Here is a 25,127-nt window from a genome sequence, read left to right as displayed (position 1 = left end):
AAAGGTACAGTAATATACACTGTACCTTTTTCCCGCGCTCTATTCTCTTGATTTAATTAGTTCAATATTATAAGTTTCGATATCTGTTAACTTTCCTGTAAAATAAGGATTTTCTCTATACCAAGACTGTTTTGCAAAATACGCTTGCATATCTTTCGTTTGAAAAATATGTCCATGCCTTGCATATATTTCATTTCTAGCAATTTTCAACTGTTCTTTCGATAAATATGTTAAATCTGTGCTCGTTAATTTTCGAATATCACTATCAGGAAAGATGAAACCATTATATACATACCCAGTCGCGGGCGTTGGAGTAACATTATAAACAACTGTTTTTTCTGCACTTTTCGTTTGGAATGGAAGATTATAAGACGAAAGTGCCGTTACCGTCTCTACTTTTGTCGTTTCCCGTCCATTTTCTCCATTTCGTTCTAAATAAATTTTCGCGCTTCCATCAGTCGCTACAGGCCCCCATGTAATTTCTTCTCCTGCGAGCGCTGTAACTGGTTTTTGATTTACGTACAATGTTGCACCAGGCGCGTTCGTTTGAACTGTAATATATTGACCTTGCAACGTTAAATCTACCGTTACGTTATTTTGGCTTTGTTTCATAAGTACAACCTTTTCCTCACGCGATAGTTTTACGTAGTCATTTTTATATTCTGATTGAAACACTTGATTTCCCGGAAGAAATGGCCCATATTGCTTCTCAAACTTTTTGTCATCTGTCTTATCAATTTCTTTTCCGTTCATTTTTAACGATACGTCTTTTTCATTTGAAAGCAAAGTTGCATAGTACGTCTTCGCTTTCAATTTATATCGATCAAATATAAAGAAATACTTTCCGTCTTTCGTTAATGAAAAATCAGCTCTTTCTATTCCGTCCCGTTGTTTTTCACCTTGTCTCAAATATTCTTTTAATTCATTCACGTAAGATGGATTTTCTTTTATATATGAAAATAGAGGCGTTACGCTCTCTCTCGTTATCATAACCGATGGATCATCTGCCGTAACGATCTCAGCTAATTTCTCTCCGTCCCTCTCTTGTAAAATCGTAATCATCCGGTCTACTTGTGCCACCTGCGTATAATACGACAATCCGTACAAATACAATCCAATAATCGCTATAACAAATAGCGCTAACAGTGTAATGCCAACTTTTACACCACCGCTCATGTTCTTCTTTACTACAGAACGTCCCCTCTTCGTCCCGCAGTTTTGACAAAACTGCACACCATCTTCAAACTGAACTCCGCACTTTGTACATACATTCATCCAGTCAACCACCTTTTCATTAGAAGCCAGTTATTCCCTGTGTTAAGGCTTGAATTATCGTGCTAATGTAAGACCAAAGTACAATGAATGTTGCAATTCCAATTAAAACATTTGCAATAATAAGTGTGTAAACGAGATCTAATCCGCCATTGTCTAGCTTTAATACGGCTACAGTTATACTAATCCCTATATAAGTTGCAGCTACGGATAATAATATCGGTAAGAAAAAGATTAATAAGAAACTAAAAAGAAAAGAAAGGACTAATATGACAATAGCCGGCGTCGCTATCGTTCCCCATATACCGAATACTTCAAGAAACGAAAAAGATGATTTCATCATCTTACCACTTACAAAAATAATAAATCCGACAAATAAAGTTAAAATTAATAAAAAGAAAAAGACCGTTATAGATTCTACAAAAAACGTGGGAGTAGATATATCTGGTGCAAATGTTCTCGTAACTGCTGATGCTGCACTCATCATTCTATAAAAAATACATGCTCCTAAAAAACAAATAAGAACAAGACTTACAATTCCATTTCGTACTTCAATAGCGCCGCTTTGCATAATCGCTGTCGGTGCTTGTAATGCATGTTTAAAAAATTGAAAATAGCCGCTCGCAAACCGCTTCGCTTGCTCTACCGTTTCATTTTGCCGAGCTTCCTTTGCTTGTGCCGCACGTGCTTGTTCCGGCCCTTCTTCTTGGCCACTACTTGCCACTACTTCTTCCGTTAACGAATGTCCACAATTCCCGCAAAATTTTGCCTCCGCTGCATTTTCTGTATGACATGACGGACATTTCATTCTCTTATCCCTCCTTAAGGATATACCGTATAGGGTGTTACAAATTCAATATATGAATTTGTACATAAAACATGACTACAAGAAAAAGATTCTGAAATCCTTCTTCCGAAAGAAAATATATGTGCTAGTAATCTTGAAAAAAAATGCTATTATGAAACAGAATAAATAATATTTTTAACAGATTGGATGACTGGCAATGGAATTGGTAAACTCAATTTTTCAAATACTCCTTACAAGCGTAATCCAATTATTATCTTTAATTGGCGTTATCATTGTAATTGGATTTCTATTAGGCTATTTAGAATCTCTCACACGGATGTATTGGTCGAGAGCTTTTGGACGAAAAGGATTCCTATTAACGGCTTGGATCGGTGTTCCTATTCACGAACTTGGACATGCCATTATGTGCGTGCTGTTCCGTCATAAGATTGTAGCAACGCAGTTCTTCCCGACAGATACAAGTCAAGGGGCTTTAGGTTACGTACAACATCAATACAATCAAAAAAGTGTGTATCAACGGATTGGGAATTTCTTCATCGGCATTGGGCCTATTATTTCTGGTATTACTGCATTAATCCTTTTAATGCGCTATTTCGTACCAGAATCATATTTTTTATTTAATACAACTCTCGAAAAAACGATTGCTTCTACTTCTATTAATGTAGAAATGATTCAAAACATGCTCTTGTCGACGTTTGTATTATTGAAAAGCTTATTTACAATCGGCAATTTATTGAATCCTTCCTTTTGGTTATTTTTATTTATCGCCATTTGCATTTCCGCACATATCGCTTTAAGTAAACCAGATATTAAAGGATCAATAGACGGTGTTATCGTCATGTTTATCGTGTTATTTTTATTCAACATAATAGCAGGACTGTTTCAATACGACAGTAATCAGCTAATTGGACAGGTTATGAAATATAATATGTATCTCATTGCGTTTTCTAGTGTGGCACTGCTGTTCTCTTGTCTTTCTACACTCGTTAGTTTTTCGTTTTATAAAATAAGAAGAGGGCGTTCTTTTTGAACGCCCTCTTCTTATTAATTATTCCCCTTATAATCACAATGCTCAACCGGAACACGAGCATGCCCTTCTTCATCGGTACACCATGACTGTGATTGGAATGCAAGAAAGATACCAATCCATTCTTCTTCCTTTTCGAAGTGAATGAGTATTCCTCCGTCTTGCCATATGCCATCATCACCTTGCCATTTTTCTACATTCCCTTGATTCATATGAATATCATGTATACCGTTTCCTGGTTTGAAATGAAAATAGGAATCTGGTGTATTTTCTTCTGGTCCCCATCTTTCACCAAACGCGTAAATAATTGCTTTTTCTTCTATTGCTCGTTTTATATAACGTTCTATTTTTTCATTTAAATCATTATCTGCTCCTGCTTTTTCGGGAGGCAAAGGAATCATTTGATTTGAGTCAAATAGATTTCCTCTTACATAATCTAAAGCTACTTTCGGTTCATTGTTTTTTATTTCTGTAAAACCGAATGGTAATGTCGGTAAAATATGAATCGCCTCTGACTTAATATTGTTACTCGCAAAATATAAAACTTCTGACGGATAGCTTTGCGATTTTACGTTAATTGCAATACGATAATTTACTCCTGTCTCGCCCTGTAAATGAACTTGATAATGAGGTGTTTTCCCTTTTCCAATCTTTGATTGTATAACTGTACCTTTTAACACACCGTAGTTTTTTAGGGGCATACATTTCATCTCCTATTCATTTAGTAGAAGCTATTCATATTTAAATCATTATCCACTCATAAAAAAAATCCTCCTATGTTAGGAGGATTTTTAATTTCTCAACATATACCAAACAATAACTTCTACCACTACAAGCAAAACCGCACCAAAGATCATTAACGTCGTCTTCTTTAATAGTTCATTTTCACGGTAAGGGATATTACATAAGTAAGCACCTAGTGTAATCCGTGATGGACAAGCAATTGTCGCTACTGATGATGCGGTGTTTTGAAGTGTTGTGACATATTGCCACGGGAGTGCTACGTTTTGTGCGGTTTGCATTTGTAGTTTTATAAACATTGCATTTGATCCTGCGTTACTACCTGTTAAAAATCCACCAATAGCGCCAATAAACGGGGCAACGAAAACGAAAAAATTTCCAAACGTTTCACCAGCGGTTTTTGCAAGTAATAAATGCATACCAGATGCACCCATTAGTTCTGAAATGGCGATAAACATTGTCGTCGTAATCGCAAACGGAATCCATTGTTTTATCGTTTGCGAGAGTGATTGTTTAATAATATGAGATGGTATCCGGAAGAAAATAATAGTAAATAAGCAAGTCATACCGAGCCAAAATCCTGGTGAATACAGCATTTCTAATTTGTAAGAGTATGATTTTAAATCAAGGACTGCATATGATCTGAACAAATCATGTAATGCTGGAACGAGGCGAGAAAGTAAAATACAAACTGTTAGAAATATATAAGGGCTAATAATTTTTATAATGGATACTTCTCTCTCCGTTGCAGCCGCATGTTCTGTTATAAGATTTTGCCCACTTTTTCCTTTTAATTTAATGATAAAAAAGCCAAAGGTAATCGTAACGATAGAACTTAATATCCCGGCTAGTTCAACACTTACGTACGCATTAGAAAGATAGATTCCGAGAGAAAATAATAGAAAGAACCCTACTCCTTCTTTCCACTTTTCTATAACCGCTTGCCAGCCGCCAACAACGTGTAAAGAAAGAATAACGAAGTAAGCAAACATCGGAATACTTAATAGCGCTGTATTTGTGCCAAGTGTTGTAAGAGGCATATTTATTAGCTGCGAACCGATAATCGTACCAGTTGCCATTGCGCCCCATGAACTAGCTAGTAAGCCGATGAATGAGAGTAGTACAGCTTGAAATGGTTTATATCCTAGTGAAAGAAAAATAGGTGCTGCAACCATGAAGCCAATACCGAATCCACTTACTGATTCAATAAGCGGGCAAATGCCAAAACACATAAGCAGCATTTGTAATAAGCGATCCTGAGTAACTGCTTCTAGAAAACGTGCTACTTGATCGATGTACCCCATTTTGTTCATGAGGTGAAATAAAAAAATACCGAAAAATAAAACGTACCCGACAATAAAACAAATTAACCATCCTTTAATCGTTGCGTGCACAGTTTCACTTATCCCTAATTGAAACATTGGCGAGAGTAAAACGATTCCAACAGACACAGCATAAGAAATTAACGAGGACCTTAATGACGTTTGTTTAAATAAAAATAAACAAATGAAAATCATCATAATTGGGATAAGTGCCAACAATATGGCCATGTTATCATCTCATTTCGTTTAAAATACAATTTTTAACTATTATATAACAGATACTATAATTTTCAATTGTTTTTACAACAGATTCAAAAAAGGAACCAAACGGCTCCTTTTCATTCACTCCCATTTTCTATTATCCTGAAAAACTGTCTGCTTTCCGACTATTTCTTTCAACACAACAAACACAATGTAAGTACATATTGCTTGCAATATAATATTCCAAAATTTCATTAATGTAAATGAATGAATCCGTAGAAATAATTCGTTTAATAATACAATCGAAACGATACTAAATAATTCTATACTAATCGAAAATAGACATATTTCTAAAATAGACTGTTCTTGAATGCGATTTAAGTTGGAAAAGATGAATACATACCCTAAAAATAGAGCCATTAACTCTATTTTCGTCATGCTAATGAGCCAAGCGTATAGCGGTACAGTTAAGAATAGATATAGTAGTTTACGTCTTAGCATGCCTTCTCACCCTCTAAATTATATGTATTTTCTGTATATTTTAACATTTATTACGCAAAACAAAAAGAAGAGACTACGCCTCTTCTTTTTGTTTTGTTGCATATATTAATTCACATATTTCTTCTTGCTTTTCATTTTCTAAAAGCTCAATGATCTTACTTCCAACGACAACTCCGTCGCATATTGTAACCATTTCTTCTACATGTTCTTTTGTTGAGATGCCAAATCCAGCGACTACTGGTAAGTTGACGTGTGATTTTACTTTTTCTAAGTAACTATGAATCTCCTCTTTAAAGTTTTGACGTACTCCCGTTACGCCCGCTACTGTAACAGCATAAACGAACCCTTCTGATTCACTCGTAATTTTTTCAATTCTTTCAATAGGACTCGTTACGGTAACGAGTGGAATGAGCGCAATGTTTGCCTCTCGAAGTAACGGCGCAATAATATTTTGTTCTTCATACGGTAAGTCTGGAACGATAATACCATCCACACCGGCCTCTAAGCACTTCTCTACAAATCGTTCTTTTCCGAATGCAAGTACTGGATTTAAATATGTCATGAGTACAAACGGAATTTGCACTTCTTTCCTTACCTCTATTAATGCTTGAAAAATACCTTTTACTGTTACACCGCTATCTAGCGCTCGTTTCCCTGCTCTTTGAATCGTTGGACCGTCTGCGACTGGATCCGAAAAAGGAATGCCGATTTCAACGATGCTCGCTCCTGCTTCATCTAAAAAACGAATTCTTTCTTTTAATTTTTCAAGACCACCATCTCCGCCCATTACATACGGAATAAATGCTTTCTTACCATTTTCAAACGCTGCTTTAATTTTTTCTACTCCCATTTTTTACACCTCTTCCATATAACGTTTTATACTCTCTACATCTTTATCACCACGGCCAGATAAACAAATAACAAGTCCTTCATCTTCCTTCATTTTCGGAGCTAATTTTAATGCATATGCGACAGCATGTGAACTTTCTAGCGCCGGGATAATGCCTTCTTTTTTCGTTAATAATTGAAATGCTTCTAATGCTTCTTCGTCTGTTATCGAATGATAAGAAACGCGGCCAATATCTTTTAGCAAGCTATGTTCTGGACCAACACCTGGATAATCAAGTCCTGCTGAAATAGAGTGTGCTTCTTGAATTTGTCCTTCTTCGTTTTGCAGAAGATACATCATTGATCCGTGTAAAACCCCAACGCTTCCTTTCGTTAAAGTTGCTGCATGTTTTTCTGTATGAACGCCTTTTCCAGCTGCTTCTACGCCGTAAAGAGCAACTTCTTCATCGTGTACGAACGGATAAAACATCCCCATTGCATTACTACCACCTCCAATACAAGCAACGACTGCTTCTGGTAACTTTCCTTCTAACGCCTCATATTGTTTTTTCGTTTCATTTCCAATTACACTTTGGAAATCACGTACAATTTGCGGGAATGGATGTGGTCCGAGAACAGATCCCATAATGTAGTGCGTATCATGCACATGTGAAACCCAGTAACGAAGCGCCTCGTTTACCGCATCTTTTAATGTACCACTACCTGCCGCTACACTTTCTACTTTCGCTCCGAGTAATTCCATTCGGAACACATTTAATTTTTGACGTCTTACATCTTCTTCTCCCATAAAAATGACGCATTCTAATCCGAGAAGAGCACATACAGTAGCTGTTGCCACTCCGTGTTGTCCAGCTCCTGTTTCAGCGACAACTTTTTTCTTGCCCATTCGCACTGCAAGTAGTGCCTGACCGATTGTATTGTTAATTTTATGAGCTCCTGTATGATTCAAATCTTCACGTTTTAAATAAATCTTTGCACCTCCGCAATACTTCGTCAGATTTTCAGCGAAATAAAGCGGTGTTTCTCTTCCGACGTACGTTTTTAAATAATGATTTAATTCCTTTTGAAATGCCTCATCTTGCATCGCTTCTTTATATGCTTCTTCTAGTTCTAGTACAGATTGCATTAACGTTTCTGGAACGTATCGTCCTCCGTATATACCGTAATGTCCTTTTTCATCTGGATATGCGTAGTTCATTTGGAACACTCCTTCGCTTTTATAATAAATTGTTTTATTTTCTCTACATCTTTCTTTCCTTCTGTCTCTACTCCGCTGCTCACATCGACCATATAAGGCCGAACAGTTCGAATTGCTTCTTCTATATTAAGAGCGTTTAATCCACCAGCTAATATCGTTTTCTTTCGCAATTCTTTTGGCATATGCCCAAGTAGTTCCCATGAAAATGTCTTTCCATTTCCTCCATGAAACTTTTCTTTCGGGCTATCAAATAATATATAATCCGTTTCATACCCTTGAGCGTTTTTCATATCACTTTCTGAAGTTACTCCTAGTGATTTTATAGACGGAATATTCAATCTTCTGATTTGATAATTATCTTCATCTCCATGTAGTTGTACATGTGTTAACCCGCACTCATCTGCAATTTTCTGGATCACTTCTACTGATTCATTTACGAAAACACCGATTTTTAACACGTTGGCTGGAAGCTCCTGAATGATTTCTTCCGCTCTCTTTGGAGTGATTTTCCGCTTACTTTCTGCAAAAACAAATCCGAGTGCATCTGCGCCGTATTCGCAAGCACGTTTTGCTGTTTCCATATCAGTGATGCCGCAAATTTTCACTTTCATATATTCACCTTACAGTCTTCAAAAAAGTTACTAATAGAAGATGATGTCATAAGTGCCTCTCCAATTAATACACCTTTTGCTCCTGCTTTTTTAACACGAATAATATCCTCTTTTAAATGAATCCCGCTTTCACTAATCCAAAGTAGTTTCTCCTCATTCAATCTTTTTCCAAGCTTTTCAGTTTGGCTTAAATCTACTTCGAACGTTTTTAAATTACGATTATTAATGCCAATAACGTGCGGATTTAATACAATCGCAGTTTCTAATTCCTGTTCATCATGAACTTCAACAATCGCTTCCAATCCTTTTTCTAACACGTAGCTATACAACTCTTTTAACTTCTCTTTCGTTAACGCTGCTACAATTAGTAAAATAATATCTGCTCCCGCTTCATACGCTCTATCGATTTGAATCTTATCGATTATGAAATCTTTACATAAAAGCGGAATGTTACTTTCTTCTCTTGCTGTTTGTAAATCGTGAAACGATCCTTTAAAAAATTGACCATCTGTTAAAACAGATACTGCTCCTGCACCACATTTCTCATATGTTCCCACTTGTTTTCGTACGTCAACGTGTAAATTGATATCTCCTTTTGATGGTGATGCTCGCTTTACTTCTGCAATGACAGTAAACTGCTGTAACGCTTCTACAAGTGAATGTGTCTTTCTTTTTGTTTTTACTGGTGTATATATTTCATATAACTCCGCAACTTCCTTTTTCTTCTGTTCTACAATTTTATCTAAAATCGTCCCCACTTTAGTTCACCCTTTCTAATTTTTCGTTGCTTGCTACAATTAATAAGTTTAATTTGGCTAATGCTTTTCCAGAGTCAATGCTATGTGCCGCGAGTTTAATTCCTTCTTCAATCGTTTCCGTTTTTCCATTTGCGAAAAGAGCTAGACCTGCATTTAATAAAACTGTATCACGATAAACACTCTTTTCTCCGCTCAATACTTCAAGCGTAATCTTTGCATTTTCTTTTGAATTCCCCCCTCTAATTTCTTCATTTTTCACTCTTGAAAAACCATACTTTTCTGGATTAATACTCTTTTCTACTATTTCATTATCTTTTAAAAGGACTACGTGATTTTCCCCTTGTAATGACGCTTCATCTAAAAAACCACTTCCATTTACGACAAGCGCTTGTTTCCGGCCTAACTTTTGTAATACTTGTGCAACTGGTAATAACATATCTCGTTTATAAATACCGACAAATTGTGTTTCTAAATTCACTGGATTTGTTAAAGGGCCAATTAAGTTAAAGATCGTCGGCACGTTTAACTCTTTTCTTATTTTCATAATGCGCCTTAGTGCTGGATGCATCGCTGGTGCAAATAAAAATGCAATACCTACATGCTCTAGTAAATAATCAATTTCGTTTGGCGTACTACTAATATTTACACCTAGTTCTTCTAATAAGTCTGCACTTCCTGTTTTACTAGAAACAGCACGATTACCATGTTTTGCAACCTTTACACCTGCTCCTGCCAGTACGAATGCTGATGTTGTGCTAATATTAAACGTTTGAGCACCATCACCACCCGTCCCGCAATTGTCCATTGCTCCTTGTATATGGTTCGAAAACGGCAATGCCTTTTCGCGAAGAGCTCGAACGAGACCGTATATTTCTTCTGCAGTTTCACCTTTCGCTTTCAGTAAGACTAAGAAAGCTGCAATTTCACTTTCTAATATGTTTTCACTTAATAAAAGTAGTCCTGCTTTATACATTTCCTCTTCTGTTAAATGTTGACCCTCCACTAATTTACGAAGATAGTTGTTCATACTCTTTCCTCCTCTTTTACTTCTGTTAAAAAGGCACGGATTAACTTTCCGCCTTCTTCTGTTGCGATTGATTCCGGATGAAACTGTAATCCGAAGAGCGGATAATAATTGTGACGGACTGCCATTATTTCTCCGTCGTCCATCGCTGTCGCTAATATGTCAAAGCACTTTGGCAAGCTCGTTTGCTCTGCAACAAGGGAATGATAGCGCATCGCCGTTAGGGGCTGTGTAACATATGAAAAGATTGACGTTCCGTTATGTTTCACACGCGATGTTTTTCCGTGTTTAATACGCTCTGCTCTAACAATGTCTCCTCCAAATGCAGATATGATCGCTTGGTGGCCAAGACAAATCCCTAATATGGGAACGTTCTTATAAAAATGACGGATGACGTCGATACAAATGCCAGCATCCTCTGGTTTTCCTGGTCCTGGTGAAAGTACAATTCCTCTTGGATTCATCTCTTCTAACTGTTCTATCGTTATTTCATCATTTCTTACAACTACAATTTCTTCTTCATGTTCGCCTAACAGTTGATACAAGTTATATGTGAACGAATCGTAATTATCAATAAGTACAATCATTTCATTACCTCCAAAAGCGCTCTCGCTTTATTTAATGTTTCTTCATATTCAGCTACTGGATCTGAATCGTAAACGACCCCTGCTCCTGCCTGAACGTATGCTTTTTCATCCTTTACGACCATCGTTCGAATAGCGAGCGCCATATCAAGATTTCCTGAAAAACTAACGTATCCAACTGCACCAGCGTATACATTTCTTTTTTCATTCTCTAGTTCATTTATAATTTCCATCGCTCTAATTTTCGGAGCTCCAGAAACCGTCCCTGCTGGTAAGCAATACGCTAACGCATCAAATCCACCCATTTGTTTTCGCAATGTTCCGTAAACTTCAGATACAATGTGCATAACGTGAGAATATTTTTCTACTTTCATATATTTATCTATCGTAACCGAGCCGATTTCGCTCACTCTACCAATATCGTTTCGCCCAAGATCTACAAGCATCATATGCTCTGCTCGCTCTTTCTCATTGCCTAACAGTTCTTTTGCGATTTCCTCGTCTTCCCTCTTCGTTTTCCCCCTCGGCCTTGTACCAGCAATTGGATTCGTCATCACTTTATCCTCCCTTACTGATAGTAAACTTTCCGGCGAAGAACCGAGTACAACATAATCTTGAAAATCGATATAGAACATATATGGTGATGGATTTGCAATTCGAAGTTTTCGGTATAACCCGAATGGATCCCCAATACATTCACTTTGTAAACGCTGTGATAGTACGACTTGGAATATGTCTCCCGCTCTTATATATTCTTTCGCAATTTCTACCATCTCACAAAACTCTTTTTCCGTTATAGAAGAAGTGAATGATAATGGGGATTGTATTGCATTTACTTCAGCTTCTTCTCCTTGTAGCACTTCCTCTTTGTATACTCGTAGCCTTTCGTATACTTCCTCATAATCTGTTGAATCATCTTCCCTGCATACATATACAAACGACAACTTTTGGCGTAAATGATCGTAAACGATAAACTCACGATATAGTAAAAGGTGTACTTCTGGAATATTTAATGGGTCGTGTAAATCCGCTCCAATGTTTTCATACTGCCGAATGACATCATATCCAATATAACCAACTGCTCCTCCGCAAAATGGAAATGGACTGTCTACTTGTGATGGTACGATTACTTCTTCTAACACTTGCAGTACGTTACCTTGTAACTTTTCTGCCCGGCCGAAAATCGTTCGTTCCACTTCCGTACCAACGCTTTTCACTTCTCCATAAGGATTACATCCTAAGTAAGAATAACGCCCTTTATCTTGATGAAGCTGTGAACTTTCTAATAAGAATTTCTTCTTCCCTTTCATACGTCTATATAAAGAAATTGGCGTAATGCTATCTCCTTCTTCTTCAGTGATTACTAAAAATGTCTTTCTCTCTCTTTTTTGTTTTATAAATTCTTCTTTCGTCATCATGTCCTTCACCTCACCCTGAAAAATAAAAAAGTCCCCTACATATCGAAAATATGTAGAGGACGATAAATATACCGCGGTACCACCTCGTGTTGGATGCAAAAGCATCCCGCTTTGTTCAGGTACAAATTTTATACCTTATCCTTGTAACGGCGGAACCCGGGTTGCCTACTAAAAATAATTGTTCAGCATACCTCTCGTAAGCCCATTCCGTATATGGCACCGTACCGGGCTCCCACCTATTCCCGGCTCTCTGTAACGTCTCCAATATACGTACTCTTCTTACTTAAACGATTTCATTTATTTAATTTTTTATACACAAAAAGGGAGTACTCATCCTATAGAAAGGACGGGTACTCCCGTGGTGCCACCTTAATTCGTTACAAATGTAACGCACTTTACCGTATCAAAAACAATACGTGTCTCTTGTATCGATGAGATCATGTCGCCAAAGCCTACTTCTTTCGTTTCGGTTTGGAAGCTCCGAAGCCCATTCCACATCAATTCCATACTGATTCGCACCAACCATCAGCTCTCTGACATGTTCATCATGTGTACTCTTCTTCATCAACGCTTGCATTTTTTTAAGTTGCACTCATTATAGACCTGACTTTTTTCACAAGTCAATACTTTTTTAAAAAATTTATTTTTCTTTCCTTTCAATATTATATTGACAAAACAACCTCTTTTTATGTAAATATAATAAATACTCTATTAAAAATAAGGTTTTTTGTATGAATATTATATATTAAAAAAGTAAAATGACATCAAAAAACGCTTACATTTCTGAAAATTCGTATTTCTATATGGATTTTTCAGAATAATCATGATAGATTATAAAGTGAAACTTTAATCAGTAGAGGGTGTTCATCCCCACTGATTATTAGTTGAATCAATCGGGCATTAACGGACAGTTGATCTCCCACCTAACTTCCTTGCCCAGCCAATTTTAAGGTGGGAGTTTTGCTGCCCGTTAATGCGGGATAAATATGCATAACGCATCAAAAGACCTGACAAAAGAAAGGGGAACTACATGAGTACGCAGATGTTAACTTTAACTTCTATCTCTATTTACATGCTCGGGATGTTAGTAATCGGCTATTTCGCCTACAAACGAACGTCCAACTTAACAGATTATATGCTTGGCGGGCGTACACTAGGCCCCGCAGTAACAGCATTAAGTGCTGGAGCATCCGATATGAGTGGTTGGCTTTTAATGGGATTACCCGGTGCAATGTTTAGCGTTGGATTAAGTAGTAGTTGGATTGCGATCGGCCTAACACTAGGCGCATACGCAAACTGGCTTTATGTCGCTCCTCGCTTACGTACCTACTCAGAAATTGCAAATAACTCTATTACTATTCCAGAATTTTTGGAACACCGTTTCCACGACAAATCTCATATGCTACGCTTAGTATCCGGACTTGTTATTATGATTTTCTTTACTTTTTATGTAGCTTCAGGATTAGTTTCAGGCGCTGTATTATTTGAAAATTCATTTGGCATGAACTATCATGTTGGATTATTCATTGTTGCAGGCGTTGTTGTCGCTTACACATTATTTGGTGGTTTCTTAGCAGTAAGTTGGACAGACTTCGTACAAGGAATCATTATGGTGGTCGCTCTTATTCTTGTTCCTATCGTAACAATTATGAATTCGAACGGACTTGGACCTGCATTTGATACAATTCGATCTGTAGATCCAACACGTCTAGATATTTTTAAAGGTGCCTCTACTTTAGGAATGATTTCTCTATTCGCATGGGGCCTTGGTTATGTCGGACAACCTCATATTATCGTACGCTTTATGGCAATTTCTTCTGTAAAAGAACTTAAAAGTGCACGAAGAATTGGTATGAGCTGGATGATTTTCTCTGTTGTTGGAGCTATGTTTACTGGTCTTATTGGTATTGCTTACTATTCACAACAAGAGTTGACATTATCTAATCCAGAGACAATTTTCCTTGAACTTGGGAAAATTTTATTCCATCCACTTATTACTGGATTTTTATTAGCAGCCATTCTAGCAGCGATTATGAGTACAATTTCATCACAGCTACTCGTTACTTCTAGTGCTGTAACTGAAGATTTATATCGTACATTCTTCAAACGTTCTGCATCTGATAAAGAACTTGTATTTGTCGGTCGTATGGCTGTACTTGTTATTGCATTAGTTGGGTGCGCATTAGCGTTTAAACAAAATGATACGATTTTAGCTCTTGTTGGATACGCTTGGGCTGGATTTGGTTCTTCATTCGGACCTGCTATTTTATTAAGCTTATATTGGAAACGTATGACGAAGTGGGGCGCACTTGCCGGTATGATTTCTGGTGCCGCTACTGTTATTATATGGACTCAATTCAAATTCTTAAAAGATTTCTTATATGAAATGATTCCAGGTTTCGCTATTAGTTTACTAGCCATCGTAATTGTTAGTTTACTAACACAACCTTCAAAAGAAGTTAAAGAGCAATTTGAGGATTTCGAAAAACAACATCGTCATAATTTATAAAAAAATCTCTGCTGTTATCATAACAGCAGAGATTTTTTACAGTTCGACAATCTTTTTATCAAATTTAACAAATTCTTTATGTTTCGTTAAATTTAACATAACACTACTCCTTTATAGTATGAGTATCAGCACTTATACAGAAAGGGGACTCCAACATGTTAGCAGCTTTCCAGCAACAACAAACACGAAAATTTTCACCTATCACAAATACTTCTGCGTCTTGTTTAAACATGCAACCTAACCCGCCTAAAATTTCAATTGCTCCTTCTGTTATTTCAGTCATCGGTGTTCATATGGAAAAACATAAATTAAAAATAAAAACGGGACAAAACATTGTGTTATCAGCTTCTATTTTACCAATACAAGCAACGAATAAAGAGCTTATTTGGTCAAATATGAATTCTGATATCATCACCATATATCCAAAAGGTGACACCGTGACGATTACTGGAAAAAGTGCAGGTAAAGCAGTCGTAATTGTCACAACTGCTGAAGGCAAATTTCGTGACCTATGTGTCATTCATGTACAACCTTATATGACAAATCCAAAGTAAAAGAGTGGCTTCGTAGCCACTCTTTTACTTGATTTCAATATTTGAGTTTTTACTTTTTACAAGGTTAATAAAAAATTGGATATAACCATACATTTTTTTTGATGGAAATTCTACTAAACTTTCCCCGTCTTGATTTAAGTCAATGAATCTCCTTCTCTTCCCTATTACAATGAAAACAATATTAGAAAAGGAGGACATATTATGACTGAACGAAAGTACGCCTTATTTGCTAGCACATCTCTTCTTGTTATGGCATTCATTGCATTTTTCTCTTACGGTTTTGTTCATGGAAACCTCGTTATACAAGGAGATGCGAGTACAACATTCCATAATATCCAAACTTCAAATTCACTTTTCAAAGCGGAAGTTTTTGGGTGGATTATCATTTTTATCACTGATATTGTCGCTGCGTGGGCTCTTTATTTCTTTCTAAAACCAATTCATACTAGCCTCTCATTACTAGCCGCTTTGCTTCGTCTTATGTATACAGCTATACTTGGGATTGCTATATTCAATCTAATATTGGCATTATTGCTTTCAAAAAATACAATTGCAAATCCAGAAACATATACAATGTTGTTTCTCAGTGCATTCGAATACATTTGGTCTGTAGGATTGATCATTTTTGGATTGCATCTTTTCGTTTTAGGCTATGTAGCTTTTCTCTCTAAACAGATACCAAAGTTTATTAGTATACTGCTGTTCATTGCTGCTACCGGTTATATGCTAATTCACGTCATGAATACAATGTTTACACAATACGATACAATGATTTCACTCATACAATCACTATTCCAATTACCTATGATTGCAGGTGAATTAGGACTTGCGATATGGCTACTATTGAAAGGTGGTAAACACTCTAATTAAGCCGTTTCTTAATTCTACTTAATGATTCTGGTGTCATGCCAAGATAGCTTGCTAGCTGATATTGTGGAACGCGATGAATTAAATACGGGCGTTTTCGTAACAATGTTTTATATCGCTCTTCTGGTGTCGATGAGATAAATACAGCAAGTTCATCTTGTACTTCACCGAAATTGTACTCGATCATTTTACGCGTCATTTCTTCTAATTGTGAATACTTATTATACATGTCCTTTTCACTATGTAGATCACCAACAACTACAGTACAATCTTCTAAACACGTTAACGTATATGATGAAGATTTATCTTGTTTATGATGGTTGAAATTCGAAATTGCCTGTTCTTCTGTATAAAAATTTGATGTAACTTCTTTCCCTGCTTCATCTATACTATGTTGCCTAACGCATCCTTTTAATACAAAATAACATTTTAACGGAACATTTCCTTGTCTTAGGAGCACTGTTCCTTTTTTATATTCTTCAATTTGTAATTCCCTGAGGATCATTTGCTGCTCTTCTTCACTTAGTGTTGTAAATCTATTCATATACTTCTTTAATATCTCTTCCATTTTCCTCCCCCTTCTACGCCCGCATTTCTATAAAACAAAAAGAGAAGTATCATAACTTCTCTTTTCTCCCCTAACACTATAATTCCTGTGTATACACTGGCTCGTTTACGACATTTTTTGCTGTTCGCTTTTGTTGCTGCATTAAGAAAACAGATACACCAAACAATACGAGCATGCTACCGATTATTTGCATTGCATTTAATTTTTCTCCAAGTAAGAAGAACGCAAGTATAGATGCTCCAACAGGTTCTCCTAAAATACTCATTGAAATTGTCGTTGCATTTACATAATTTAATAGCCAGTTATTAATTACATGTGACACTGTCGGCACAACCGCAAGTAAAAGAAAAACAGTCCAATCCCACTTCGTATAACCTGTAAAGGGTACTTGTAATATAACATTATAAATCCCCATAAAAAGACCTGCGAACGCAAAGACTGTAAAGCTATAAATCCAGTGCGATACTTTCTTCACTGTCGTTTGCCCGATAAATAAATAACCGACAACCGCTATTACACTTAGAAAGGATAATATGTCACCATAAATTGCTTGCTCACTTAAACCTAAATCTCCCCAACCAATGCACATTACTCCTAAAATAGCGATTCCCATCGTTGCAATGGCTGAATATGTTGTTCTTTCTTTAAATAGAAAAAAACCTCCAACTAAAGATACGATTGGTTGAAGTGCCAAAATAATTGTTGAACTAGCAACTGTTGTATGCTTTAAAGATTCAAACCATAAAAGAAAATGCAGTGCTAAAAAGAAACCAGATCCAATTAAAAAGCCCCAATCTTTCATTTGAATCCTATTAAATTCCTCTCTTTTTTTCCATACGATAGGCAGCATAATAAGTACGATAATCCATAAGCGGTACATACTTAATATTGAAGATGGTGCTGAGGACATCTTTACAAAAACTGCTGCAAAGGAAATGGCAATTATAGAAATTGCTAATGGTAGTGCGATTGATTTTTCTTGTTTCAAATCCTGTCTCCCCTCTCACCTGTCAAAAATCCCACTTCATTATATCCGTTTTCTTTCGCAACTTAAATACTAATTTTTTAGATTCTTCGTACCATTATGGTAAAATAGAAATTAAGGCACCAATTAGTGAATATTTCTTTCCTTTTCACTACAAGAGTCGCTCTTACAATCGTTACAGTAAATTTTTATTTAGGGGGATCTACATGAGTCAAACAATAGGGAGAATTGAAGAAATTTCATTTTATAGCGCATCACTTCAAGAAGATGTTACACTTCTCGTTTATTTACCAGTAAATTACACACCACTGCACAAACATACAGTTGTAATTGCACAAGATGGTAGAGATTATTTTCAGCTTGGTAAAGCGCACCGTGTAATTGAGCGCCTTCGTGAAACCGAAGAAATTGACCGTACAATTATTGTCGGTATTCCATATAAAAATGTACATGATCGTAAAGAAAAATATTTCCCAAATGAAGTAAAAAATGCTGCATATATTCGTTTCCTTGCTCATGAACTTGCACCATATATTGATGAAAATTATCCAACGTACCAAATGGGAAAAGGTCGTGTTTTAATTGGTGATTCTCTTGGCGGAACAGTTTCCTTTATGACTGCACTTATGTATCCGCATACATTCGGTAAAGTCGTTATGCAATCACCATTTGTGGATGAGACAGTGATGAACTTAGCAAAAGAATTCAAAGATCCACAGGCGTTAGAACTGTATCACGTCATCGGTACAGAAGAAACGGCTGTAAAGCGTACTGATGGACAAGTATCTGATTTCGTAGGGCCGAACCGTGAGTTAAATACGCTTCTTACAGATAGAAACTTCATCACGCATTATGAGGAATTTGAAGGTAATCATACTTGGAAATATTGGCAGACTGATTTACCGAAAGCCTTCTCTCATATTCTATCAATGAAATAATAGAGAGCAGTATTCAGAATAATTTGATATAATAGATAAAGAGATTTATTTATCTCAAAATCTAACTAGACTTACAAAGGGAGGAATTGGAACATGAAATTAGGCATTGTAATTTTTCCATCTAAAATGATTCAAGATAAAGCGAACGGATTGCGTAAACGTTATGACCCGCACTACGCATTAGTTCCGCCACATATTACATTGAAAACACCCTTTGAGGCGCAAGATGAACAATTAGAGTCGATTGTAAACGAGTTACATACAATCGCAAGTAAAACGAACCCTTTCACCCTTCATGTTGGGAAAGTTGGTTCATTCGCACCTGTTAATAACGTCCTTTACTTTAAAGTAGAAAAAACACCTGAACTTACTTTCTTAAATGAAGAAATGCATAGCGGGTTATTCACGCAAGAACGCGAATATGCTTTCGTACCTCATTTAACAATCGGACAAGGCTTATCAGATGCAGAGCATGCTGATGTGTTGGGCCGATTACGTATGAAAGATTTCTATTACGAACAACCAATTGATCGTTTCCATCTTCTATATCAATTAGAAAATGGAACATGGACTGTACACGAAACATTCCGTCTTGGAAAGGGGAACAACTAATTTGCACGCACAGATTGTACAAACGGACGAACAACTAAGAGATGCATTCTCTGTACGTAAACAAGTGTTTGTAAATGAACAACGTGTCTCTGCTGAAGAAGAGTACGATGAGTTTGAAGAAACTTCAACACACGTTGTTATATATGACAATGATGTTCCAGTTGGTGCTGGACGTTTTCGCACCCTTGATGGTATAGGAAAAATGGAACGCATTTGCGTGCTAAATTCCCATCGCAAAAAAGGGATTGGAAAAATTGTTATGGATTCTCTTGAAGCGTATGCAAAAGAAAATTCGCTACCGAAATTGAAACTTCACGCTCAAACACATGCCGAAGATTTCTATAAAAAACTTGGATATGTAACAAGTTCTGATGTATTTATGGAAGCGAATATCCCGCACGTCGTAATGATAAAAGAATTGTAATTTGAAAGCAGGAGGTGATCCCTCCTGTTTTTTTACATTGCTATTTTCTTTTTCTTCCGCTAAAGTTAAATGTTGATGCTATAGTTTTGAAGGTGAACATATGACACAAGAAAAATTTTCACAAAAATCGTTAACACACGCTGATATTCCGCGTGCGACATATCATATTCCGAAAACATCTACCCATTTAATTATGGAAGAAGATGTAGATGCGGCTTATTTCCGCGCTCTTGAACAACAAAATGTTTTTTTAAACGAAAAACAATTAGAAGCCGTGCGCACAACAGAAGGTCCTGTTCTTACACTAGCTGGTGCCGGAAGCGGGAAAACATCTGTTTTAACAACTCGCGTTGGTTATTTAGTAAATGTAAAACAAGTTCATCCACGAAATATTTTATTACTTACATTTACACAAAAAGCAGCTGAAGAAATACGAAGTCGTGTTGCGAAGTTACCAGGTATGAATCATGCAGCAAGTAGCTACGTAGTTGCTGGTACATTCCACTCTGTTTTCTTAAAATTACTTCGTAGTCAAGGTTATAATCAGCAAATTTTAGCAAATGAAAAACATAAACAAATTATGATAAAGAAAATCTTAAAAGAATTGCGTTTAAAAGACGATTATGATGCTGAAACGATGCTCGCGATGATTTCACTTGAGAAAAACAAATTAAATCGTCCGAAAGATGTAAAAGCGAAAACACCAGTCGAACAAGAATTTAAAGAAGTATACGAACGTTTTGAAGAGGTAAAACAAAGATACAATTATATTGATTTCGATGACATCTTATTGGAAACATATTATATGTTAGAAAATAATGCTCCTTTACTAACTCAATTACAACAACGTTTTCACTACATTGAAGTAGATGAGTTTCAAGATACATCGTATGCACAATATGAAATCGTAAAATTGTTAGCCACGCCAAGAAATAATTTATTTATCGCAGGTGATGACGACCAGGCGATATACGGCTGGCGAGGAGCAAGTCACCAAATTATTTTATCTTTTCCAAAAGAATTTGATAACACAACAATCATTGCACTAAATACGAATTATCGATCCAATCCCTTTATCGTCGGGCTTGGAAATGAAGTTATAAAATTAAATCAAGAACGTTTTGATAAAGAGTTATACTCTGTTCGTGAGGAAGGTGTACAACCTTTTTATGCAAGACCTGCTACGACTCTTGATGAAGCAAATCAAATTTTGCAGCTTATTCAAGAAAAAGTAGAGAGTGGTGAACGTAACTTTAAAGATTTTTGTTTACTGTATCGCACACATTCTGTAAGTCGTTCGTTACTTGATCAGCTTACCATTCATAAAATCCCGTTTATTAAACACGGAGCGAGCCAATCATTTTATGAACATTCTTTAATTAAGCCTGTATTAGATCATTTAAGACTCGTGATTGAGCCGTTTCGACTAGAATCACTTTCAAACATATTGCCGACGATGTATATCGGACGTGATGATTGTATTTCATTTATTGAACGTGAACAATGGAAATATGGTGAGGGGCGCTTCCCTTCTCTTCTTCATTTCTTACTATTAAATCCAAGCTTAAAACCTTTTCAAGTGAAAAAGGTAAATGAGCGCATCGATTTTATTAAGTTTATTAAAGAATTAGAACCGAAAAAAGCATTAAAAGAAATCATTCATGGTAAAGGAAAATATTTAGAGTACTTACAAAGTAACGATCGTTCTTCCTTTACAATGCATAAAGACATACAAGAAGAAATGTTGGAAGAATTAATGGAGTCTGCAACTCGTTTCACCGATATTCCAGCTTATTTACAATTTATCGACGAGGCGATTCAAGGTCAAAAAGAAATGGAAGCATTAAAAACAATGCCGCAAAAAGATGCCGTTTCACTTATGTCAATTCATAACGCAAAAGGCCTTGAATTTCCATGTGTCTTTTTACTTGGAGCGAGTGATGGAATCCTGCCTCATACTTCTTCTTTAAAAGATGCAAATGATCGTGTTACGGAAACTTCTGAAGCGTTAGAAGAAGAACGCCGATTACTTTATGTTGCCATTACACGTGCGAAAGAAGAACTTTACATTTCTTCTCCGCAATTTTTCAGAGGAAAGAAATTAGATATATCTCGTTTTTTATATACTGTGCGAAAAGATTTACCTGAAAAGACATCCACTAAATAAGGATGTCTTTTTTTATATCACGTTATGTACATCCCTCCTATATAAATTCCTTGTTTTTATCGTGAGAATTAACGTAATATCAGCCATATCCCACTCATATTGTAATAGTGTATGTCAGAACTCACGAGAAGGAGTGAACATAATGAGCTGCAATTGTAATGAAGATCATCAACATGAGTGTGATTTCAACTGTGTATCGAATGTTGTTCGTTTTATACATGAACTACAAGAATGTGCAACGACAACATGTGGATCTGGTTGCGAAGTTCCATTTTTAGGTGCACATAACAATGCATCAGTAGCGAATACACGTCCTTTTATTTTATACACAAAAACTGGAGAACCTTTTGAAGCATTTGCACCATCTTCAAGCCTTACTAGCTGCCGATCTCCTATTTTCCGCGTAGAAAGTATAGATGATGATGACTGTGCTGTATTGCGTGTATTAACTGTAGTTTTAGGTGATGGTACCGCTGTACCACCTGGTGACGACCCAATCTGTACGTTTTTAGCTGTACCAAATGCAAGACTAATATCAACCTCCACTTGCATTACTGTTGATTTAAGTTGCTTCTGCGCTATTCAATGCTTACGTGATGTTTCTATTTAAAACTAAATAATGAGTTAAGCATGGATTGGGTGGCAGAGTATTCTGCCACCCAATCCATGCTTAAAGAGTATTCTTATGTAAATTTCTTAAAATTGGGAACTTGTCTAGAACATAGAACCTGTCCTTTTCATTAACTGAAAGTAGAAACAGATAAAGGAGTGAAAAACATGTTCTCTTCTGATTGCGAATTTACTAAAATCGATTGTGAGGCGAAGCCAGCTAGTACACTACCTGCCTTTGGTTTTGCTTTCAACGCGTCTGCACCTCAGTTTGCTTCACTATTTACACCACTATTATTACCTAGCGTAAGTCCAAACCCAAATATTACTGTTCCTGTAATAAATGATACAGTAAGTGTCGGAGATGGCATTCGAATTCTACGAGCTGGTATTTATCAAATTAGTTATACATTAACAATTAGTCTTGATAACGTACCTACTGCACCAGAAGCTGGTCGTTTCTTCTTATCATTAAATACACCAGCTAACATTATTCCTGGATCAGGTACAGCAGTTCGTTCTAACGTTATTGGTACTGGTGAAGTAGACGTATCCAGCGGTGTTATTCTTATTAACTTAAATCCTGGTGACTTAATTCAAATTGTGCCAGTTCAGTTAATTGGAACTGTAGACATTCGTGCTGCAGCATTAACAGTTGCACAAATTAGCTAGTAAAAAGCGGTATTTCTTATACAGAAATACCGCTTTTTATATATAATAAAAAACACTCACAGTAGCATGAGTGTTTCATTCTTCATATTGTTTTATTGTGTTCTTCTTTTTCCCACAATTGCATCCCTTTTTCTTCACAAATCCTTGTTGTTGTAATTGTTCTTGATATGCCTGTTGTTGTGCTTGGTGTTGTTGCTGTATATGATACCACTGCTGCAGGTCATATGAATTCTGCCTTAGATTATTGCTCACAGCAAACATCTCCTCTACTGTCAATTCTGTCTATTTACTATATGAACAACTCTTTATTTCCGTTCCCTCATTCTTTTAAACTCCGCTTTTTCTCGTATTATGAAAATATATTATTCTCCCATAAAATATCCTGTAATTGTTTCAATGATTGCTGCCGCTCCTGCAATAGCTAATAATGCAAGTAACGGTTCCGCAACGATAGGGATCCAATTATATAAGACTAATAAAAAAGCACTAACCCATACACCTGTACACCAATAACAGCTTAATAATTCGCCAATCCACTTTCTTAATCCATTACCTTTCACTTTTGTAAACGTTGATACACTTCCATCCGGCTCCGTAATCTCTAATTCATCAATAAATGGTCTTCGCAAAAAGGCTGTAATTTTATCATAAACAATTAAACGAGTGAGCCTAAAAGCAGCTAACGCAAAAATAAAAAATAAAAGCCAGCTTGTAAACAGCATAATTCCACCTACCCTTATCCTCTTTCGCCTATTTAAAAAAAAAGGTCTTGAGATTGTGACCAAATCTCCTCGACTCCAATATCTTATTAATGTAAATACAAACAAGAAGATAAGGAGTGACATTAATGAGTTGTAACGAAAATAAACACCATGGCTCTTCTCATTGTGTAGTTGACGTTGTAAAATTCATCAATGAATTACAAGATTGTTCTACAACAACATGTGGATCTGGTTGTGAAATCCCATTTTTAGGTGCACACAATACTGCATCAGTAGCAAATACACGCCCTTTTATTTTATACACAAAAACTGGAGAACCTTTTGAAGCATTTGCACCATCTTCAAGCCTTACTAGCTGCCGATCTCCAATTTTCCGTGTGGAAAGTGTAGATGATGATAGCTGTGCTGTGCTACGTGTATTAACTGTAGTATTAGGTGACGGTACTCCGGTACCACCTGGTGACGATCCAATTTGTACGTTTTTAGCTGTACCAAATGCAAGATTAATATCTACAACTACTTGCATTACTGTTGATTTAAGCTGTTTCTGTGCGATTCAATGCTTACGCGACGTTTCTATCGTAAAGTAAACTAAAAAACTATTGGGGTGGTAGAAGCTTTCTACCACCTTTACATATTTAAAAACCGGCCATACTAATCGATTGGATATCATCTATAGACAACCTAATATCTCTCATACTATTTTGCGGCATAATAGATACAATGCCATGACGATACGATATGATCGATCCAACATATGAGACTGTAGCTGTTTTTATTCTGCATCTTACTTTCGGAATGTAATGAGGGCGGTTTAGTAAAAAATGAATTTTTTCATCATTATTCATATCCTTAAATGATTTATTATACGGGACAGTTCTTACTGGTTCTGGTTCTTGCTCTTCTTGTTCTATGTGTTCTTCTTTTTCTTCTTCTATTTTTTCTTCCACTTGCTGCTCTTCTTGTTGTTCTTGTTCTATTACCTCTTCCACAGCACTTCTTACAATATTTTCTTGTCTATTACTTTTCTCTTTTTGATCTTCATTTTCAAAGTTTGTCAGGATAATTCTTTTTATTTTCGGTGCAGCAAGTTCTAAACTTACTTGCGTGATATATAACAACGGTTTTCCAACTGTTGAACTTTTATTTTTATTCTTCACACTCGTCCCTCCCACTTCCATACGTA

The 25,127-nt window shown here is 36.3% G+C and carries 28 protein-coding genes and 2 other annotated features; of the genes, 11 read left to right on the top strand and 17 right to left on the bottom strand.

All coding sequences use genetic code 11. The features are described 5' to 3' along the window. Positions 1-39: 39 nt before the first annotated feature. Together BHV55_RS06630 and BHV55_RS06625 are read right to left on the bottom strand one after the other, a co-directional pair. Positions 40-1,275: a TcaA 3rd/4th domain-containing protein gene (locus tag BHV55_RS06630; RefSeq protein WP_001099940.1), complete on the bottom strand. Its 1,236-nt coding sequence runs from the start codon at positions 1,273-1,275 to the stop codon at positions 40-42. A 19-nt stretch (positions 1,276-1,294) separates the two neighbouring features. Then, complete coding sequence (locus tag BHV55_RS06625; RefSeq protein WP_000650090.1) at positions 1,295-2,080, bottom strand: zinc ribbon domain-containing protein; 786 nt, start codon at positions 2,078-2,080, stop codon at positions 1,295-1,297. 196 nt (positions 2,081-2,276) lie between these two features. Between BHV55_RS06625 and BHV55_RS06620 the strand changes: the two genes are divergently transcribed. After that, complete coding sequence (locus BHV55_RS06620; protein ID WP_000424530.1) at positions 2,277-3,110, top strand: hypothetical protein; 834 nt, start codon at positions 2,277-2,279, stop codon at positions 3,108-3,110. 14 nt (positions 3,111-3,124) lie between these two features. Here the strand turns inward: BHV55_RS06620 and BHV55_RS06615 are convergent, their stop codons facing one another. The 10 genes from BHV55_RS06615 to trpE form a co-directional block, all read right to left on the bottom strand. Continuing rightward, on the bottom strand, positions 3,125-3,808 hold the full coding sequence (locus BHV55_RS06615) for a DUF2278 family protein (protein WP_001128613.1): 684 nt from the start codon (positions 3,806-3,808) through the stop codon (positions 3,125-3,127). 90 nt (positions 3,809-3,898) lie between these two features. Continuing rightward, complete coding sequence (locus BHV55_RS06610; RefSeq protein ID WP_044584232.1) at positions 3,899-5,398, bottom strand: L-lactate permease; 1,500 nt, start codon at positions 5,396-5,398, stop codon at positions 3,899-3,901. Positions 5,399-5,512: 114 nt separating this feature from the next. Continuing rightward, positions 5,513-5,872 (bottom strand): DUF4029 domain-containing protein, encoded by a 360-nt coding sequence (locus tag BHV55_RS06605; protein WP_000946131.1) that lies wholly within the window; start codon positions 5,870-5,872, stop codon positions 5,513-5,515. 73 nt (positions 5,873-5,945) lie between these two features. Then, a complete protein-coding gene (trpA, locus tag BHV55_RS06600; RefSeq protein ID WP_048568776.1) occupies positions 5,946-6,722 on the bottom strand; it encodes a tryptophan synthase subunit alpha in 777 nt (258 codons plus the stop codon). A gap of 3 nt (positions 6,723-6,725) precedes the next feature. After that, complete coding sequence (gene trpB / locus BHV55_RS06595) at positions 6,726-7,919, bottom strand: tryptophan synthase subunit beta (protein ID WP_001105015.1); 1,194 nt, start codon at positions 7,917-7,919, stop codon at positions 6,726-6,728. Continuing rightward, on the bottom strand, positions 7,916-8,530 hold the full coding sequence (gene trpF / locus BHV55_RS06590) for an N-(5'phosphoribosyl)anthranilate isomerase (protein WP_000865118.1): 615 nt from the start codon (positions 8,528-8,530) through the stop codon (positions 7,916-7,918). Before trpF ends, trpB begins: the two co-directional genes overlap by 4 nt. Further along, positions 8,527-9,288 carry an indole-3-glycerol phosphate synthase TrpC gene (gene trpC / locus BHV55_RS06585; RefSeq protein WP_000536698.1) on the bottom strand — a complete coding sequence of 254 codons (762 nt, stop codon included), beginning with the start codon at positions 9,286-9,288 and terminating at the stop codon, positions 8,527-8,529. The genes trpF and trpC overlap by 4 nt, the downstream gene beginning before the upstream one ends. A gap of 1 nt (position 9,289) precedes the next feature. Next, entirely contained in the window at positions 9,290-10,315 is a 1,026-nt protein-coding gene (gene trpD, locus BHV55_RS06580; protein WP_001067361.1) for an anthranilate phosphoribosyltransferase, read from the bottom strand. Then, positions 10,312-10,899 carry an aminodeoxychorismate/anthranilate synthase component II gene (locus tag BHV55_RS06575; protein WP_000636321.1) on the bottom strand — a complete coding sequence of 196 codons (588 nt, stop codon included), beginning with the start codon at positions 10,897-10,899 and terminating at the stop codon, positions 10,312-10,314. The genes trpD and BHV55_RS06575 overlap by 4 nt, the downstream gene beginning before the upstream one ends. Continuing rightward, positions 10,896-12,314 (bottom strand): anthranilate synthase component I, encoded by a 1,419-nt coding sequence (gene trpE / locus BHV55_RS06570; RefSeq protein WP_070757199.1) that lies wholly within the window; start codon positions 12,312-12,314, stop codon positions 10,896-10,898. The genes BHV55_RS06575 and trpE overlap by 4 nt, the downstream gene beginning before the upstream one ends. Before the next feature lie 52 nt (positions 12,315-12,366). Then, positions 12,367-12,611: a binding site (T-box leader), on the bottom strand. A 42-nt stretch (positions 12,612-12,653) separates the two neighbouring features. After that, positions 12,654-12,891, bottom strand: a binding site (T-box leader). A gap of 453 nt (positions 12,892-13,344) precedes the next feature. Between trpE and putP the strand changes: the two genes are divergently transcribed. The 3 genes from putP to BHV55_RS06555 all read left to right on the top strand — a co-directional run bounded on the left by putP (position 13,345) and on the right by BHV55_RS06555 (position 16,247). Continuing rightward, positions 13,345-14,823, top strand: coding sequence for a sodium/proline symporter PutP (gene putP / locus BHV55_RS06565; RefSeq protein WP_000107211.1), 1,479 nt, complete (start codon positions 13,345-13,347; stop codon positions 14,821-14,823). Positions 14,824-14,978: 155 nt separating this feature from the next. Further along, positions 14,979-15,377: an Ig-like domain-containing protein gene (locus BHV55_RS06560; RefSeq protein WP_000878734.1), complete on the top strand. Its 399-nt coding sequence runs from the start codon at positions 14,979-14,981 to the stop codon at positions 15,375-15,377. A gap of 201 nt (positions 15,378-15,578) precedes the next feature. Beyond that, positions 15,579-16,247: a DUF4386 domain-containing protein gene (locus BHV55_RS06555; protein ID WP_000140099.1), complete on the top strand. Its 669-nt coding sequence runs from the start codon at positions 15,579-15,581 to the stop codon at positions 16,245-16,247. On the opposite strand, the gene BHV55_RS06550 is transcribed toward BHV55_RS06555, so the two are convergent. Both BHV55_RS06550 and BHV55_RS06545 read right to left on the bottom strand, forming a co-directional pair. Continuing rightward, entirely contained in the window at positions 16,240-16,812 is a 573-nt protein-coding gene (locus BHV55_RS06550; protein WP_070757200.1) for a Crp/Fnr family transcriptional regulator, read from the bottom strand. The genes BHV55_RS06555 and BHV55_RS06550 overlap by 8 nt on opposite strands. A 76-nt stretch (positions 16,813-16,888) precedes the next feature. Next, positions 16,889-17,800 (bottom strand): DMT family transporter, encoded by a 912-nt coding sequence (locus tag BHV55_RS06545; RefSeq protein ID WP_070757201.1) that lies wholly within the window; start codon positions 17,798-17,800, stop codon positions 16,889-16,891. A gap of 203 nt (positions 17,801-18,003) precedes the next feature. Here BHV55_RS06545 and BHV55_RS06540 point away from each other — a divergent pair, with 203 nt between their 5' ends. The 6 genes from BHV55_RS06540 (at position 18,004) to exsF (ending at position 23,219) form a co-directional block, all read left to right on the top strand. Next, on the top strand, positions 18,004-18,735 hold the full coding sequence (locus BHV55_RS06540; RefSeq protein WP_000084013.1) for an alpha/beta hydrolase: 732 nt from the start codon (positions 18,004-18,006) through the stop codon (positions 18,733-18,735). Between the two features lie 93 nt (positions 18,736-18,828). Beyond that, entirely contained in the window at positions 18,829-19,347 is a 519-nt protein-coding gene (locus BHV55_RS06535) for a YjcG family protein (protein WP_000765863.1), read from the top strand. A gap of 1 nt (position 19,348) precedes the next feature. Then, entirely contained in the window at positions 19,349-19,771 is a 423-nt protein-coding gene (locus BHV55_RS06530) for a GNAT family N-acetyltransferase (RefSeq protein ID WP_000543307.1), read from the top strand. A 100-nt stretch (positions 19,772-19,871) separates the two neighbouring features. Further along, positions 19,872-21,938, top strand: a complete 2,067-nt coding sequence (locus BHV55_RS06525) for an ATP-dependent helicase (RefSeq protein ID WP_000191204.1) — start codon at positions 19,872-19,874, stop codon at positions 21,936-21,938. Positions 21,939-22,080: 142 nt separating this feature from the next. Continuing rightward, the gene (cotY, locus tag BHV55_RS06520) at positions 22,081-22,548 is read left to right on the top strand and encodes a spore coat protein CotY (protein ID WP_001277719.1); all 468 of its coding nucleotides are present in this window, start codon (positions 22,081-22,083) and stop codon (positions 22,546-22,548) included. 167 nt (positions 22,549-22,715) lie between these two features. Further along, the gene (gene exsF / locus BHV55_RS06515; RefSeq protein ID WP_000492943.1) at positions 22,716-23,219 is read left to right on the top strand and encodes an exosporium protein ExsF; all 504 of its coding nucleotides are present in this window, start codon (positions 22,716-22,718) and stop codon (positions 23,217-23,219) included. Positions 23,220-23,294: 75 nt separating this feature from the next. Here exsF and BHV55_RS06510 read toward each other — a convergent pair whose 3' ends face one another. Then, positions 23,295-23,480: a hypothetical protein gene (locus BHV55_RS06510; protein WP_021727509.1), complete on the bottom strand. Its 186-nt coding sequence runs from the start codon at positions 23,478-23,480 to the stop codon at positions 23,295-23,297. Positions 23,481-23,581: 101 nt separating this feature from the next. Then, positions 23,582-23,941, bottom strand: coding sequence for a DUF1360 domain-containing protein (locus tag BHV55_RS06505; RefSeq protein WP_000899664.1), 360 nt, complete (start codon positions 23,939-23,941; stop codon positions 23,582-23,584). Positions 23,942-24,066: 125 nt separating this feature from the next. Here BHV55_RS06505 and exsY point away from each other — a divergent pair, with 125 nt between their 5' ends. Then, a complete protein-coding gene (gene exsY, locus BHV55_RS06500; RefSeq protein ID WP_001277743.1) occupies positions 24,067-24,531 on the top strand; it encodes an exosporium assembly protein ExsY in 465 nt (154 codons plus the stop codon). A gap of 48 nt (positions 24,532-24,579) precedes the next feature. Here exsY and BHV55_RS06495 read toward each other — a convergent pair whose 3' ends face one another. Beyond that, entirely contained in the window at positions 24,580-25,122 is a 543-nt protein-coding gene (locus BHV55_RS06495) for a spore coat CotO family protein (protein ID WP_002196304.1), read from the bottom strand. Positions 25,123-25,127 lie beyond the last annotated feature (5 nt).

Source organism: Bacillus sp. RZ2MS9 (genome assembly GCF_001816185.2).
In the GTDB taxonomy this organism is placed as follows: domain Bacteria; phylum Bacillota; class Bacilli; order Bacillales; family Bacillaceae_G; genus Bacillus_A; species Bacillus_A cereus.
Note: the sequence above shows the minus strand (reverse complement) of the source record. Positions and strands in the feature narration are given on the sequence as shown.

Coding starts and splice junctions, on each gene's coding strand:
- exsY (WP_001277743.1), top strand. CDS start 24,067: ATGAGTTGTAACGAAAATAAACACCATGGCTCTTCTCATTGTGTAGTT.
- putP (WP_000107211.1), top strand. CDS start 13,345: ATGAGTACGCAGATGTTAACTTTAACTTCTATCTCTATTTACATGCTC.
- trpF (WP_000865118.1), bottom strand. CDS start 8,530: ATGAAAGTGAAAATTTGCGGCATCACTGATATGGAAACAGCAAAACGT.
- BHV55_RS06615 (WP_001128613.1), bottom strand. CDS start 3,808: ATGCCCCTAAAAAACTACGGTGTGTTAAAAGGTACAGTTATACAATCA.
- BHV55_RS06610 (WP_044584232.1), bottom strand. CDS start 5,398: ATGGCCATATTGTTGGCACTTATCCCAATTATGATGATTTTCATTTGT.
- BHV55_RS06505 (WP_000899664.1), bottom strand. CDS start 23,941: ATGCTGTTTACAAGCTGGCTTTTATTTTTTATTTTTGCGTTAGCTGCT.
- BHV55_RS06535 (WP_000765863.1), top strand. CDS start 18,829: ATGAAATTAGGCATTGTAATTTTTCCATCTAAAATGATTCAAGATAAA.
- BHV55_RS06560 (WP_000878734.1), top strand. CDS start 14,979: ATGTTAGCAGCTTTCCAGCAACAACAAACACGAAAATTTTCACCTATC.
- trpA (WP_048568776.1), bottom strand. CDS start 6,722: ATGGGAGTAGAAAAAATTAAAGCAGCGTTTGAAAATGGTAAGAAAGCA.
- BHV55_RS06495 (WP_002196304.1), bottom strand. CDS start 25,122: ATGGAAGTGGGAGGGACGAGTGTGAAGAATAAAAATAAAAGTTCAACA.
- BHV55_RS06620 (WP_000424530.1), top strand. CDS start 2,277: ATGGAATTGGTAAACTCAATTTTTCAAATACTCCTTACAAGCGTAATC.
- BHV55_RS06555 (WP_000140099.1), top strand. CDS start 15,579: ATGACTGAACGAAAGTACGCCTTATTTGCTAGCACATCTCTTCTTGTT.
- trpD (WP_001067361.1), bottom strand. CDS start 10,315: ATGAACAACTATCTTCGTAAATTAGTGGAGGGTCAACATTTAACAGAA.
- BHV55_RS06525 (WP_000191204.1), top strand. CDS start 19,872: ATGACACAAGAAAAATTTTCACAAAAATCGTTAACACACGCTGATATT.
- BHV55_RS06605 (WP_000946131.1), bottom strand. CDS start 5,872: ATGCTAAGACGTAAACTACTATATCTATTCTTAACTGTACCGCTATAC.
- BHV55_RS06550 (WP_070757200.1), bottom strand. CDS start 16,812: ATGGAAGAGATATTAAAGAAGTATATGAATAGATTTACAACACTAAGT.
- BHV55_RS06540 (WP_000084013.1), top strand. CDS start 18,004: ATGAGTCAAACAATAGGGAGAATTGAAGAAATTTCATTTTATAGCGCA.
- exsF (WP_000492943.1), top strand. CDS start 22,716: ATGTTCTCTTCTGATTGCGAATTTACTAAAATCGATTGTGAGGCGAAG.
- trpE (WP_070757199.1), bottom strand. CDS start 12,314: ATGATGACGAAAGAAGAATTTATAAAACAAAAAAGAGAGAGAAAGACA.
- cotY (WP_001277719.1), top strand. CDS start 22,081: ATGAGCTGCAATTGTAATGAAGATCATCAACATGAGTGTGATTTCAAC.
- BHV55_RS06575 (WP_000636321.1), bottom strand. CDS start 10,899: ATGATTGTACTTATTGATAATTACGATTCGTTCACATATAACTTGTAT.
- BHV55_RS06625 (WP_000650090.1), bottom strand. CDS start 2,080: ATGAAATGTCCGTCATGTCATACAGAAAATGCAGCGGAGGCAAAATTT.
- trpB (WP_001105015.1), bottom strand. CDS start 7,919: ATGAACTACGCATATCCAGATGAAAAAGGACATTACGGTATATACGGA.
- BHV55_RS06510 (WP_021727509.1), bottom strand. CDS start 23,480: ATGTTTGCTGTGAGCAATAATCTAAGGCAGAATTCATATGACCTGCAG.
- BHV55_RS06630 (WP_001099940.1), bottom strand. CDS start 1,275: ATGAATGTATGTACAAAGTGCGGAGTTCAGTTTGAAGATGGTGTGCAG.